This window comes from Prosthecobacter sp. GW821-HT29F12, assembly GCF_058803405.1.
This window is the reverse complement of the sequence record NZ_CM179517.1, coordinates 2423958-2437544: the sequence shown is the minus strand read 5'-3', so window position 1 is coordinate 2437544 and position 13587 is coordinate 2423958. Positions and strand designations below refer to the sequence as shown.

General features: G+C 54.3%; 10 protein-coding genes. 9 read left to right on the top strand and 1 reads right to left on the bottom strand.

Annotated elements, in window-relative coordinates; all coding sequences use genetic code 11:
• Nucleotides 1–33: 33 nt before the first annotated feature.
• From AC3RLQ_RS10010 to AC3RLQ_RS09970, 9 genes are all read left to right on the top strand, one after another.
• Nucleotides 34–1500: a hypothetical protein gene (locus tag AC3RLQ_RS10010; protein WP_493036687.1), complete on the top strand. Its 1467-nt coding sequence runs from the start codon at nt 34–36 to the stop codon at nt 1498–1500.
• A 7-nt stretch (nt 1501–1507) separates the two neighbouring features.
• A complete protein-coding gene (locus tag AC3RLQ_RS10005; RefSeq protein ID WP_493036686.1) occupies nt 1508–2401 on the top strand; it encodes a glycosyltransferase family 2 protein in 894 nt (297 codons plus the stop codon).
• Between the two features lie 151 nt (nt 2402–2552).
• Nucleotides 2553–4343: an asparagine synthase (glutamine-hydrolyzing) gene (gene asnB, locus AC3RLQ_RS10000; RefSeq protein ID WP_493036685.1), complete on the top strand. Its 1791-nt coding sequence runs from the start codon at nt 2553–2555 to the stop codon at nt 4341–4343.
• A gap of 15 nt (nt 4344–4358) precedes the next feature.
• Nucleotides 4359–6722 (top strand): glycosyltransferase, encoded by a 2364-nt coding sequence (locus AC3RLQ_RS09995; RefSeq protein WP_493036684.1) that lies wholly within the window; start codon nt 4359–4361, stop codon nt 6720–6722.
• A gap of 78 nt (nt 6723–6800) precedes the next feature.
• Entirely contained in the window at nt 6801–7718 is a 918-nt protein-coding gene (locus tag AC3RLQ_RS09990; protein WP_493036682.1) for a class I SAM-dependent methyltransferase, read from the top strand.
• 100 nt (nt 7719–7818) lie between these two features.
• Nucleotides 7819–8994 carry a glycosyltransferase gene (locus AC3RLQ_RS09985; RefSeq protein WP_493036680.1) on the top strand — a complete coding sequence of 392 codons (1176 nt, stop codon included), beginning with the start codon at nt 7819–7821 and terminating at the stop codon, nt 8992–8994.
• Between the two features lie 48 nt (nt 8995–9042).
• The gene (gmd, locus tag AC3RLQ_RS09980; protein ID WP_493036678.1) at nt 9043–10056 is read left to right on the top strand and encodes a GDP-mannose 4,6-dehydratase; all 1014 of its coding nucleotides are present in this window, start codon (nt 9043–9045) and stop codon (nt 10054–10056) included.
• Nucleotides 10056–10991: a GDP-L-fucose synthase family protein gene (locus tag AC3RLQ_RS09975; RefSeq protein ID WP_493038837.1), complete on the top strand. Its 936-nt coding sequence runs from the start codon at nt 10056–10058 to the stop codon at nt 10989–10991. The genes gmd and AC3RLQ_RS09975 overlap by 1 nt, the downstream gene beginning before the upstream one ends.
• Nucleotides 10992–11106: 115 nt before the next feature.
• Nucleotides 11107–12324, top strand: coding sequence for a glycosyltransferase family 4 protein (locus AC3RLQ_RS09970; protein WP_493036676.1), 1218 nt, complete (start codon nt 11107–11109; stop codon nt 12322–12324).
• Between the two features lie 168 nt (nt 12325–12492).
• On the opposite strand, the gene AC3RLQ_RS09965 is transcribed toward AC3RLQ_RS09970, so the two are convergent.
• Nucleotides 12493–13566, bottom strand: coding sequence for an alpha/beta hydrolase (locus AC3RLQ_RS09965; protein WP_493036674.1), 1074 nt, complete (start codon nt 13564–13566; stop codon nt 12493–12495).
• Between the last annotated feature and the right edge of the window lie 21 nt (nt 13567–13587).

Here is a 13587-nt window from a genome sequence, read left to right as displayed (position 1 = left end):
CCACTTTTCATTCCCTGACCGTTTTCGAACCGTATGAAGCTGACCATTTCACAGATGATATACCTCGGGGCCTTCGGCTCCACCATCATCGTCTTCCTTTCGATGATGAACTGGCGGAGGGCGGTGCACGCGGCAATGGTGGTGGCGCTTCTGGAAGGGGCGATTCGCAAGTGGGTATTCCCCCAAGGCTCGGAACTGGTGTACTTCTTCAAGGACATCATCCTGCTGGGAGCCTACATCAAGTTTTTCCTATTCCCGGATCCGGATGTGCGTGCTTGGCGGCTGCGGGTGCCTGGAACTTTTATCGCGTGCATGGCGATTTCTTTGACGATCTTTGGTGCGGTGAATCCGAACCTCGGATCGCCGTTGCTTGCGGTTTACGGCCTTAAAATCTACCTCTGGTACGTGCCTTTGGGATTCATGGTTCCTTTGCTGTTCCGGAACGAGCAAGAGATGACAAGACTGCTTTTCCGATATTCCCTGTTTGCGATCCCCATCTGTTTACTGGGGGTGGCCCAGTTTTTCGCCGGCCCGAGTTCTCCCATCAACACCTATGCTACCAGCGATCTAGCCGGTGTGCAGAGTGTGGCAACCTTTGGCTTGGAGCAGGGACGTGCCCGGATCACCGGTACCTTTTCCTACATCGGTGGCCACAACGTGTTTGTGATGGTTTTCTTCATTATATCGCTTTGTCTGTACACCGCGATGGAGGGAAAGAAGCGCCTGATTTTGCTGTTCGGCAACCTGCCTCTGCTGCTGGCCAATGCCTTGATGACCGGGTCGCGGTCCACGGTGTTTTATTTGCTGGCGATCGGCTCGATTGTGGGGTTCACCTCCGCCGTTAGCAAAATTGGGAAATCCAAAAACACCTTCATCTATTTGATGTTTGGCTTCACTGTGGCTGCTGGCGGCGTTGCGATCTTTTTCCAGAAGGCCTTTAATGCCTTTGAAGTCCGACGGCAAACTGCTGGCGATTCTGTTCAAGGTCGCGCTTTCCTGCACCCTTTGGCGGCCATCGAGGCGGCTGCCAAGGAAGTGGACTTCATGGGCTTCGGTATCGGCACCTCCCACCCGGCGACTCTGGGCATCCGCCGCGCGTTAAAAGTTCCCAATCCCAAGAAAGAATGCCCCTATTATGATATGGAGATTGGTCAGTGCCTGGCTGAGCTGGGCTGGCCAGCTTTCTTGATGTGGTATGCGTTCCGGGTGATGATGATGGTGCATTGCTGGGAGGCGTTCAGGCGCTCACCTCCTTCCATTTTCAAGTCGCTGGCTCTGGGCTTTTTTTGCTACCACCTGCTGGTGTTGCCGGGGCAGATGGTGCTCAATCATACGGGGAATGTATTCCTTTGCGCCACTTGGGGTTTTTGTCTCATCCCTCGTTTAGAGAGCATGGTGCGTCGGTCTCGGCCCGGTCAGTTCCCGCCGACTCGTCCTCCTATGCCGCAACAACCGGTTTTGCGTGGCAGCAAACATCCGCGGCCAGCACTGCGTGGATGATGTTTGCATGACCAACACAAGCATTCCAATCTCGGTGGCAGTACCGGGCTTTCGGCGTTTTGATCAGCTGCGTGTCACGCTGGAGTGTTTGCATGCCTGCCAGCCCCCGCCAGCAGAAATTCTGGTGCATCTGGACGGCAATGACAGAGTTTTACGTGACTTGGTACTGAGAGAGTTTCCCGGAGTGCGGCTTTTGCACTCAGAGATTTTGATAGGGCCTGGCGGAGCGCGAAATCGGATGACGCAGGAAGCGCGATGTCCGTGGGTGGCTCATTTTGATGATGACTCTTTTCCACATGACCGCGATTACTTTGCCAGAGCTTGGTCCCTCATTGTCAGACTGCCCGAAACGGCGGTGTTTTGCGCCAGCATCCTGCCGATGGAGTCAACCGATTCTCAGGGGCTGTGGCTGCAGGCCGTCTACCCTGGGTGCGGTCATCTCATGAGTCGGGATTGGTTCCTGCGAACGCGTGGATATCTGCCGATCCCGATCGCCTATAATCTGGAGGAGGTGGACGTGGGCATTCAACTTCACGCCATGGGGGGGCTCTGCTTGCAATCCGGTGAATTGCGGGTGTTCCATGATCACCTGCCGTCGGTACGTGAAGACGATGACATACAAGTGGGGATGATGATCAATACAGTGCTGTTTCCCTTGTTGAGGTATCCGCTGCTCTTGCTGCCGCAGGCCTTCGGCAGTGTCATGAGACGCTTTTTTCGACTAGTACTAAAGAAGGAATGGAGGGTTCTTGCAAAGGCTCTCTGTATATTGCCGGCAGCCATCAGTCATTATCTCCCTCTGCGCGCACCCGTGAGCACTGCTGCGGCCTGGTCTTGGCTGTTGCTTCGCCGTAATCCGCAGCGGATAAGAATAACTGCATCTGGCCCCTCTTGCCAATAACCATGTCAAAATTATGGCTGTAGCGTTTCATTGGCTGTGTCGGCATGAGAAAGTCTGGCCTGGCAGATCATCAGATTCAGGACGGAAACACCATGATTATAAATGTGGTCGATAGCAGCATGACCCGATTTTAACCTATTCTGAAACTGATATGTGTGGGATTGCTGGAGTATTAAGCATGCGAGGAATGGAACGAGAAAAACTCTCGGTCTCATTGCGGCAGCTCTCCACTGCATTGAAACATCGCGGGCCAGATGATCAGGGTGTTTGGTTGAACTCCGCAGGAACCGCAGGGCTTGCTCATGTACGGCTGGCCATTCTTGACCTGACTCCAGGCGGACATCAGCCGATGCATTCGACGGACGGAAATTTGCACATCACGTTCAACGGTGAGATCTACAACTTTCGGGAACTGCGCCGGGAGCTTGAGACCGAAGGCGTGTCGTTTCATACTCATTCGGATACTGAGGTGCTATTGCGTCTTTATGAAAAAAATGGCCCGGCAATGCTTCCGAAGCTGCGAGGAATGTTTGCATTCGCCATATGGGATGAGACGCGTCAGCTTTGTTTTTTGGCCCGGGATCCGCTAGGCATCAAGCCTCTTTATTATGCCGTGTCTGCTGGACGGCTTGCGTTTGCATCCGAAATGCGGGCTTTGCAGTCAGCCGGACTGGTTGGAAGCCAGTTGAACGCCGAAGCGCTGGTGCGCTACTTCCAGATGGGATCAGTGCAAGAGCCTCAGACCTTGCTCACTGAGGTGCATTGCCTCGAAGCAGGACATTACTTGCTGTGGGAAAATGGACGTCTGGCCAAGAACTGCTATTGGCGAGTGGCATTTGCCACTGATGAGATAGATTCAGTTGTCGCCGTTCATGAAGTGAGGCAGGCTTTGCTGGATAGCATCAATGCTCATTTCGTCAGCGATGTTCCAGTGGGTATTTTCTTGAGTGGGGGGATTGATTCCACTGCTGTTCTAGCTCTTGCGCGTGCAAGTGGTCATGAAGAAATCGACACATTTTCCATTGGCGTGGATGATGCAAGAATGGATGAAACCGACCTCGCGGAGCGAACTGCGATGCATTTTGGTTCCAACCACCACATGCTTCGACTAGATTCGATAACGGGACAGCAAATGTTCGTGAATTTCCTGCATGCGATGGACCAGCCCAGTGTTGATGGACTGAATACCTATGCGGTGTCTGCTTTCGCACGACAGAATAGCATGAAGGTGGTGCTGTCGGGGCTTGGCGGCGATGAATTGTTTTCCGGTTACAAAAGTTTCGATGTGGTGCCACGGCTGCATGCATTGAACCGGGCGGCGCATAAAATACCTTTTGGGGCAGTTCTGGCTGGAAGAGTCTTGGAAAGAAACCCTTATTCAGCCAAGCTACGACGTATTGGCTCCATGCTGAGACACAAGCCTACTATTGAAAATTCCTATCGATCTTTTCGGGGCGTCTTCTCTTTGCATGAGGCAAAATTGTTGGCCTCGCATTATCTAAAGTGCCCATACGACAGCCTTCCTGCTATGTCCGGCCAGCAAATTCAATCGCAAGACATCCACGACGCTGTCAGTGAGTTCGAAATAACACTCTACATGCGCAATCAACTTCTCCGGGACAGTGATGTGATGAGCATGTCCCAAGGCTTGGAACTTAGGGTCCCGCTGGTGGATCGCGTTTTGTTTGAGCACATCGCCAGGGTGCCGGCATCTTTTAGGCTGCGCCATGGCAAGCAGATGCTGCTGGATGCAGTGCCTGAAGTGCCCGATTGGATCCAGAACCAGCCCAAACGTGGGTTTGTATTTCCTTTTGAAAAATGGCTCGGACAGCAATGGGGGGCTGAGTTTGCTGAGGCAACTCGTAAACTTCCCTTTAACAATCCCACTTGGTACATGCGGTGGGCGGTATTTATGATGGATCACTGGATTGAGCGAGTTTAATAAATTTAAGTGGAGGTGATCAATAACCAAATAATGCCAAATCAAGAGCAATCGTGTGAACTGCCTTTACCCACTAATCAGGAAGAAGATATTATAACTAAAGCGCTGCTCAGTGTCTGCGTGGTTACCTATTTGGCATCGCCTTATCAGGTGGAATTCTTTAACAAGATTGCAAATCGCGGTGAGATAAAACTCAAAGTTATATATCTTCGAAAAGGCGATAAGAATTATCCCTGGGGTCAAATAACAAGGCAGCATGAGTACTGTGACATAGCAGGGAACCCCGGAGCTATTTCTGAGGCTTTTAAGTGGTGTCGTGAAGCCTCCCTGACTGTGTATAATTACTATACTCATTGGTTTGCCCTTGCAGCTCTTCATTTGAGATATTGGAATGGGCGACCATGGGTTTTTTGGGGGGAGAGTCCAGGCTTTCTTCGATTAGGAAGGTTAGGGCACATGGGGCGTAAGATACTGTTGAGCCCCATTGCCGACAGCGAATCTCCCATTTGGGCGGTTGGTCGCAAGGGGATCGAGGGATATCGGCATGACTGGGGAGATACAAAAACCTATGTGAATCTACCCTACTTTTCAAACTTGGAACGTTTTCGGAAACAGCCGAGGCAGCCAAGTATAGACGAGTGCTGTATTGTCTATTCAGGAATTCTCAGCTATCGCAAAGGGGTCTTGGAGCTGGCGCATGCCTTCTGTTCGGCTGCACAAAAAAATCCAAGGTTGCGGCTTATCATCATGGGCGCCGGAGTCTTAGAAAGAGAGATGCGTAATATTTTGAAGCCGGTGAAAAACCTTGTTACCTGGGAGGGGTTTCGCCATTGGAATGATTTGCCTTATGTATACTCTAAAGCTCATGTTCTGTGCCTTCCCACTCGACATGACGGCTGGGCCATGGTGGTGCCTGAAGCGCTGGCATCGGGGCTTCCTGTGCTGACTACTTATGATGCTGGGGCCGCTGTTGAGCTTATCGAAGATGGGGTTAATGGTTGGGTGATGCCAGCAACGAATATCGAGTGCATCACTCAGGCATTGCTGAATATTGGCATGCTTTCGTCGGAAGAACTGGAGAGATTCAGCCGGTCCGCGCGCGAAAGTGTGATTAATCATAATTTGGAGATGGGAAGCAGCCGATTCATTCGAGCTGCTTATGAAGCTGTGGCTGCTTTTCAATGCCGCCTCGTGCCAGACAATCCTGTGATCTTTTCAAGATATCCCAAGCTTTTAATCACAGGAACTTATGTCCCTGATTGTCTAAACAGCATGAGCCGTTATGCAAACCTAGTTCAGACTGCGGCAAAAGCATATCCTGGGGATGTTCAGCGAATCGATCCGCCGACAATCATTGGTGATTTTAAATGGCTTCCTGTCAGACTCAGCAAGCTGCTAGGGTATGTTGATAAATATATCATTTATCCCGTGATTCTTCGTTGGCGAGCAGTGAAGGCCTCCCGTGTTAATGATTGCATCATTCATTTGACAGACCAAGGGCTTGGTCTCGTGATTCCATGGATCAGAGACTTTTCTGTAATTGTGACCTGTCATGATCTTATAGCAGTGCGTGGCGCTTTAGGAGAGATTCCGGCCATGCAGCGTTCTAAATGGCGTGGGCTATTTCAAAGACTTATTTTAAGCGCGCTGCGCCTGCCTTCCACGGTTGTTTCCATTTCAAATAAAACTCTGGTGGACTGCAAGCGCTTGCTTGGAATGGGGCATGACTTTCGTTTGATATATAATCCTCTTGATCCTGAATTTGGCAGAGAGCCTATGAAAACCGAGGTTCCCGGCCTCCCCGTTCGCTTCATTTTGCATGTAGGAAACTCTTTGTGGTATAAGAACCGTCCAGGAGTTCTGAAAATCTTTTCCTCTCTGGTTCAGTTGTCACCTGATATTCCTGATCTTGTTCTAATGGGGGATCCTCCAACAGAGGTGGAAAAGGAACTGATCAATGAACTTGGGATCAATGATCGTGTAGTCTGGATATCACGGCCTCCTGGAGCATGGATCGTCGCTGCCTATGATCGTGCGTACCTGCTGCTCTTTCCATCGCTTGAAGAGGGCTTTGGCTGGCCGCTTTTGGAGGCCATGTCTAGAGGTTGTCCGGTCATTAGCTCCAACCGGCCTCCGCTTTCAGAAATTGGTGCGGAAGCGGCAATTTATGTGGACCCTGAGGATCATGTCAGTGCTGCACTGATTGTCTGGGAGTTTTTGAAAAAAGGCGAGCCTGAGTGGCAAAAATATTCTGCTCGCGGCCGCTTGCGAGCCAAGGATTTCTCGATGGGGAAATTTGCCTCGGAGTGGTTGAGTGTGTATCAAGCGGTGATGAACTCGCGCCTGGACCAGGACATTCAGAAGAAGCAGCGAAAATGATGATTGCTCGGAAGTAAAATTTATTTCGATTCAATGTTCAATAAAGCCAAAACCTTAATTTTATCTTAAAACATACAAATGAATACAGATCAGAAACTGCCGCCGGGTTTTTCCAATCCTACCGCTCTTCCAGATGAAAAAATGCGAAGTGAATGGCAGGTGCACAATCGCACTTGGTGGCAGAACAACCCAATGCGTTATGACTGGAACAATAAAATACCAGTTAAAGAGTTTTCTCGAGAGTTCTACCAGGAAATTGACAGCCGCTTCTTTTCTGACGCTGCTCGTTACCTGCCGCCGACGACAAAACCCTTTGACCAGCTCATTCCATTTGATCAACTCCCAAAGTTGGACGTGTTGGAAATTGGTGTGGGTAACGGCAGTCATGCACAGTTGCTATCGCAATGCTGCAAAAGCTATACAGGCATCGACCTTACTGATTATGCAGTCAAAAGTACAACGGCTCGTTTTCAGGTATTCGGGCTCAAAGGCGTGATTTGTCAGATGGATGCTGAAAACATGTCTTTTCAAGACGCTTCTTTTGATTTTATCTGGACTTGGGGGGTGATTCATCATTCCTCAAATACCGACAAAATATTGAAGCAGATGAACCGCGTGCTTAGGCCGGGTGGCAGTTCCACGATAATGGTTTACTATCGTAGTTTTTTCTACTTCTACATTTTCACCGCTATTTTTCGCGGCATTTTTCAAGGCGGTTTTCTCAAAACACGCTCGTTGCATGAACTAGTGCAGCTGTATACCGATGGGGCGATCGCAAGATTCTATACTAAAGGTGAATGGAAAGAGCTGGTCGAAGCGAATGGTTTTGAGATCGTTGATACTCGAATAATGGGTCAAAAGTCAGAGATTATCCCTTTGCCCTCCTCGAAGTTTAAGAATTTTGTGATGCGCCTGATACCCAACTCATGGAGCCGTTTCATTACCAATACGCTTGAACAAGGTTCCTTTTTGGTGACTACCATTCGTAAAGCCTGATCGAAATTGACGTCTGATTTTGCATGGTTCAGATCATGAAGATGAACAGGCCATGACTGAAATCGGTAGCTAGATTCGCTGTGCGTTAATTAATCAACCCATGCGTATTCTTCATGTCATGCCCTCCATGGACCCGGTTTTCGGCGGGCCGGTGGCCGCCATTCATGTGATGGCTCGTGGACTGTTGAATGCCGGTGTGACTGTGGACATTGTCACTGTTCACCCCCGCGTTCGCTCCAATGTCGCATTTGATGACTCACGTGAGGGATTGAAATGGCAGTCTTTTCCCGTTCAACTGGCTGGTTACGGGGTGTCACTTCCACTATGGCGATGGCTCAAAGCCCATGTGCATGAATATGATCTGGTTCACATCCATGGGGTTTTTAGCTTTGCCAGCCTCATGGCTCAGCGTCTAGCCCGCCGTGCCGGGGTTCCTTATGTGGTTCGTCCCTTTGGAGTGCTCAATCGCTGGGGCATGGAACGGCGCAAGTCCTGGCTGAAGCACTTCATTTTCACATGGCTTGAAAAGCCGGTGCTTGATCACGCGCATGCCCTGCATTTCACCAGCGAAGAAGAGGCGGCGGATGTGGCGAGGTTGGCGATTAAAGCTCCCGGGTTCGTGATTCCGTTAGGGCTCGATTTATCCCCCTACCAGCAGTTGCCACCAGCGAGCCTGTTTGAAGCTCAATTTCCAAATTTCAAGGCGGATCAAACGATTCTCTTTCTGTCCAGAATCGACGTGAAAAAGGGGTTGGATCTCCTGCTGCCGGCCTTCAAATCGGTGATCTCAAGGGTCGAGGGAGTTAAACTCATCATTGCTGGCGATGGCGATCAACATCTGGTGGCCGAGCTGAAACGCATGTCTGTAGAGCTGGCCATTGCCGACCGCATTCTTTGGACTGGATTTCTTTCGGGGGATCTGCGGCTTTCGGTGATGGCGAGGGCGACGGTTTTTTGCCTTCCATCACGTTCTGAAAACTTTGGCATGGCTTTGCTGGAAGCCATGGCCGCAGGGCTGCCATGCGTCGCGACAGACCAGGTCGCCCTGAGCGTGGAGGCGGCCAAGGCTGGAGCGGTGAGCATGACCCCGGTCGAAGCCCTGCCAGTGGCGGATGCACTGATCACGTTGCTGGAGGACGAACAACTGCGCATGGACTTGTCTGCGAAAGCGCGAGAGTATGCCACCCAGAACCACTCCATGGCCGCCGTGGCCGGCCGGTTGAAGAAATTTTATGAAATGCTGTGCGCCACGTCAGCCAAGTCTGGCAACTCATAAAAGGGCTGTGGCATCATGCTGTAAGTTAAAATTGATAAATCTCCCCCAATGAAAAAAGCACTCATCACCGGCATCACAGGGCAGGACGGTTCGTATCTTGCCGAGCTCCTGCTGGCCAAGGGGTATGAGGTGCATGGCGTCATCCGCCGCTCTTCCAGTTTCAACACGGGACGCATTGACCACATCTACCAGGATCCGCATGTGGATGGGGCGCGGTTGATTTTGCACTACGGGGACCTCGCTGATGCGGTGCAGATGGTGAAGCTGCTGTATGAACTGCAGCCGGATGAAATCTACAACCTGGGGGCGCAATCGCATGTGAAGGTGTCGTTCGACATCCCGGAATACACGGGGGATGTGGACGGGTTGGGCACGCTGCGCATTCTGGAGGCCATTCGTGAATCGGGGCTGATGAAGAAGACGCGCTTTTACCAGGCCTCATCCTCGGAGATGTTTGGCAAGGTGCAGGAGGTGCCGCAGACGGAGAAGACACCGTTCTGGCCGCGCTCGCCGTATGGCTGTGCCAAGGTCTTTGCCCACTGGCTCACGGTGAACTATCGGGAGAGCTACGGTCTGCATGCGTCCAGCGGCATCCTGTTCAATCATGAATCGCCGCGCCGCGGGGAGACGTTTGTCACACGCAAGATCACCCGTGCCGCCACGCGCATCAAACTGGGCCTGCAGGACAAGCTCCATCTGGGCAATCTCGACGCGAAACGCGACTGGGGCTTTGCCGGTGAGTATGTGGAGATGATGTGGCTCATGCTGCAGCAGGAGCAGCCGGATGACTATGTCATCGCGACAAATGAAACCCACAGCGTGCGCGAGTTTTGCCAGGAGGCATTTGGGCTCCTCGGTCTCGACTGGGAGCTGTACGTGATGCATGACGCCCGCTACGAGCGTCCGGCCGAGGTGGATCTGCTCATCGGCAATCCGGAGAAGGCGCGCAGGCAGCTTGGCTGGGAGCCCAAGGTGAGGTTCAAAGAGCTGGTGAAAAAAATGGTGGACGCCGATCTTCTGCTGGCTGAACACGAGGCCAGAGTGAAACGTATTGAAGCATGATGAAGCTGTTTATTTCCGGGCATACAGGCATGGTGGGGAGCGCGCTGGTGCGGCGTTTCCAAAAAGTTGCGGGCGTGACCCTCGTCACACGCACACGGCAGGAGCTCAATCTGTCTGATCAGGCGGCGGTCGCGGCCTTTTATCAGGCTGAAAAGCCTGACGCGGCGATCATTGCGGCAGGCAAAGTGGGGGGCATTCATGCCAACAGCACCTATCCCGCCGAGTTCATTTATGAAAATCTGGCCATTGCGACGAACTGCATCCACGGTGCCTACAAGGCCGGGGTGAAGCGTCTCCTGTTCCTCGGTAGTTCCTGCATTTATCCCAAGCTGGCCCCGCAGCCCATGCCTGAGGATTGCCTGCTCACCTCGGCGCTGGAGCCGACGAATGAGGCCTATGCCATCGCCAAAATCGCGGGGCTCAAGATGGCCGAATACTACCGTAAGCAGTATGGCGTGGTCTATCACTCCGCCATGCCGACGAATCTGTACGGCCCCAATGACAACTACCATCCGCAGAACTCCCACGTGATGCCGGCGCTGATCCGGCGCTTTCATGAGGCGCGGATGTCGGATCTGCCAGAAGTGGTGGCCTGGGGCACCGGCCGGCCGCAGCGCGAGTTTTTGCATGCGGATGATCTGGCGGACGCCTGCGCGTTTCTGCTGCAATTGGAAAATCCGCCGGACTTGGTCAACGTCGGCTGTGGCTCGGATGTGACGATTCGTGAACTCGTGGAGATGGTGGCCGAAGTGGTGGGCTACAAGGGGCAGATCGTCTGGGATAAAACCAAGCCCGACGGCACCCCGCGCAAGCTGCTGGACACCACGCGCCTGAACCAACTCGGCTGGCAGCCGCGCATCTCGCTCAGAGACGGGCTGGAGCAGACCTATGCATCTTTCATGGAGGAGATGCGGTCCAACCGCCTGCGCGGCTAAAAATCGCGTTCATCAAACTGCGCTGCGGGTTGCGGTGCAGACGTAGCCTTGGATTCAGCAGGTGTTATTCCGCGACGTTCCTCATTCTGAGGGGCGAGTGTCAGTTGCCAAAGCCATGAAAATCCTTCTGCTCAACCAGTGCTTCCATCCGGATCACGTGGCCACGGCGCAGCACCTCACGGATCTGGCGCATGAACTGGTCCAATGCGGCCATCAGGTGACGGTGGTGGCGGCTTCGCGTGGGTATGACAATCCGGACATTCGCTATCCCGTGCGTGAGACATGGCGCGGCATCGATATCCGCCGCATCTGGACGCCGGGCCTTGGCAAGAAAGCCAAGTGGCGGCGTCTGGTGGATTTCGCCATCTTCTGGGGCAATGCCACGCGCATCCTGCTCTTCATGCCACGGCAGGACGTCACGGTCTGCCTGACTTCGCCTCCGCTCATTTCCACGCTGGGCACGGTGGTGGCCAAGCTCAAAGGCGGTGCGGTGGTGCCTTGGGTGATGGATTTGAATCCAGATGAAGCCGTGGCTGCTGGCTGGCTGAAGGCCGGGGGCCTCGTCGAGCGCACGCTCACATTCATCCAAAACTGGAGCTTCCGGCGTGCCTCACGCATCATCGCGCTGGACCGCTTCATGGCGGAGCGCGTGATGGCCAAAGGCGTGAGCGCGGAGGTCATTCACACCGATGCGCCGTGGTCGCATGATCAGGCGATCCAGTACGACGTGGCCGCGCGCGAGGCCTTCCGGGCTGAGCACGGGCTCGCGGGCAAGTTCGTCGTCATGTATTCCGGCAATCACAGCCCCTGCCATCCGCTGGATGCCGTGCTGGCGACTGCGGAGGAACTGCAGGGGGAGGAGCGGCTGCACTTCCTGTTTGTGGGCGGAGGCAGCGAGTTCAAAAAGGTGCAGGCATTTGCGAAAGAGAAGGTGCTCAAAAACATCACCTGTCTGCCGTATCAGCCGATGGAGAAGCTCTCGGGTTCGCTCTCAGCCGCAGACCTGCATCTGGTGGTGATGGGGGATCCTTTTGTGGGAATCGTGCATCCCTGCAAGATCTACAACATCCTCACGCTGGGCATTCCATTTCTCTTCATCGGTCCGGATCAAAGCCACGGCGCTGATCTGGCGCGGCGGCTCGATCAGCCGGCGCATGGGCGCGTGGCGCGCAACGGGGATGTGCCTGCCATCATGCAGCAGATCCGCGATGCCATGTCCCTCGGCACGCAGCCGGTCAGTGCGGCAGCCAGAGCTCTCGGAGCGGAGTTTTCCCATTCGGTGCTCTGCCCACGGCTGGTGCGCGTCATTGAGCAGGCGGGTGCGCGGCATTAGACTTGTGCTTGGACGTAGGATGGGTGTGGCGACAGCCCGCCCGTCCATGAGGGCGCTGCAAACACTGTGGCGTACGAACGTCCTGGTAGTCGGGCGGTTTGGCAGAGGGGAATGTGGGGCGTGGCAATGTCTTCGACGCCAAATACACCCGACCTACTTAAAGAGCCGTCATTGAGCAGGCTGCAGCACGCGCTTGATGAGCTCGTAGCTGGCAAAGCGTTCCACGTCGGGGAAATCGTGATCGGAGTCGGGGTGGGCGATTTGCAGGTGTGACTCCGCCTGGTGCAGCCTGAACAAGGGCAGAGCTGCGGCCGCGATGCGGTCCACGCTCTGCCAGCGGAAGTTCGCATCCCGCAGCGGTGCGTTCACAAACACATGGCGCGGGGCGAGGCAGGCGATGAGTTCGTAGTGGTCCCAGGGGCAGTCCTGCGGGTGGCCGAGGTAGTCCGCCATGCGCAGCATGTAGCGCTCCTGCACGTAGCCCTTGATGTTGCCGCCGTAGTAGTCCAGCAGCGAGTCAAAGCCGCAGCTTGAGACGATGACCTGGATGCGGTCGTCAAAGACAGCGGTGAAGATGGCATTGTGCCCGCCGAGCGAGTGGCCGATGGCGGCGTAGCCGTGGCTGCGATCCACGTAGGGCAGGGAGTCCAGGTAGTCGAGGCCGCGCAGGTTGTCCCAGATGGCCTTCATCGTGCCGCTGGGCATGTGCAGCGCTTTGAGATCAGGCTGGTAATCCGCCAGCAGCGGATAGCTGGGCGAGAGCGTGACGAAGCCGCGCTCGGCCAGTTCCTGCGCATATTGCCGGTGGGGTTTGCCACCCAGGCCCACGACCACTTTGAAGCCGATCTTGTTTTCCGTGGGGTGCAGGCAGAGCACCGCCGGGGTTTTCGTGCCTGCGAGCGCTGTTTTGGGAATGCACAGATAAGCGGTGACCTTACCGCCGGGCTGGGAGGTGTAGGTGATGAGCCTGCGCACATAGCTGCCGCAGTCGGTTTCCTCCACGATCTGCGGCTCCAGCGCGCAGCGCAGCTCCGGGCCGGGCAGGGGACCCGCGACCTGCTGAAACCCTGCCAGCGCCTCCGCACGGCGGCTCGCCCATTCAGCGGCCGTCGTGGCTACCTTGGTCGTGCCGTCCTTGGCATGGTATTCGAGGAGGTTCGTGCGGCTCAGTCCACGAATCGGTGGAACATCCTCCGCATAGGCGAGGCATGGCAGGGCGAGGGCAAATAAAACGCGGCGCATGGGAGCCATACGCCGCGTGTG

Excerpts from the sequence above, each read along its gene's own strand:
- AC3RLQ_RS10010 (WP_493036687.1), top strand. The coding sequence starts at position 34 with ATGAAGCTGACCATTTCACAGATGATATACCTCGGGGCCTTCGGCTCC.
- AC3RLQ_RS10005 (WP_493036686.1), top strand. The coding sequence starts at position 1,508 with ATGACCAACACAAGCATTCCAATCTCGGTGGCAGTACCGGGCTTTCGG.
- asnB (WP_493036685.1), top strand. The coding sequence starts at position 2,553 with ATGTGTGGGATTGCTGGAGTATTAAGCATGCGAGGAATGGAACGAGAA.
- AC3RLQ_RS09990 (WP_493036682.1), top strand. The coding sequence starts at position 6,801 with ATGAATACAGATCAGAAACTGCCGCCGGGTTTTTCCAATCCTACCGCT.
- AC3RLQ_RS09985 (WP_493036680.1), top strand. The coding sequence starts at position 7,819 with ATGCGTATTCTTCATGTCATGCCCTCCATGGACCCGGTTTTCGGCGGG.
- gmd (WP_493036678.1), top strand. The coding sequence starts at position 9,043 with ATGAAAAAAGCACTCATCACCGGCATCACAGGGCAGGACGGTTCGTAT.
- AC3RLQ_RS09975 (WP_493038837.1), top strand. The coding sequence starts at position 10,056 with ATGAAGCTGTTTATTTCCGGGCATACAGGCATGGTGGGGAGCGCGCTG.
- AC3RLQ_RS09970 (WP_493036676.1), top strand. The coding sequence starts at position 11,107 with ATGAAAATCCTTCTGCTCAACCAGTGCTTCCATCCGGATCACGTGGCC.
- AC3RLQ_RS09965 (WP_493036674.1), bottom strand. The coding sequence starts at position 13,566 with ATGCGCCGCGTTTTATTTGCCCTCGCCCTGCCATGCCTCGCCTATGCG.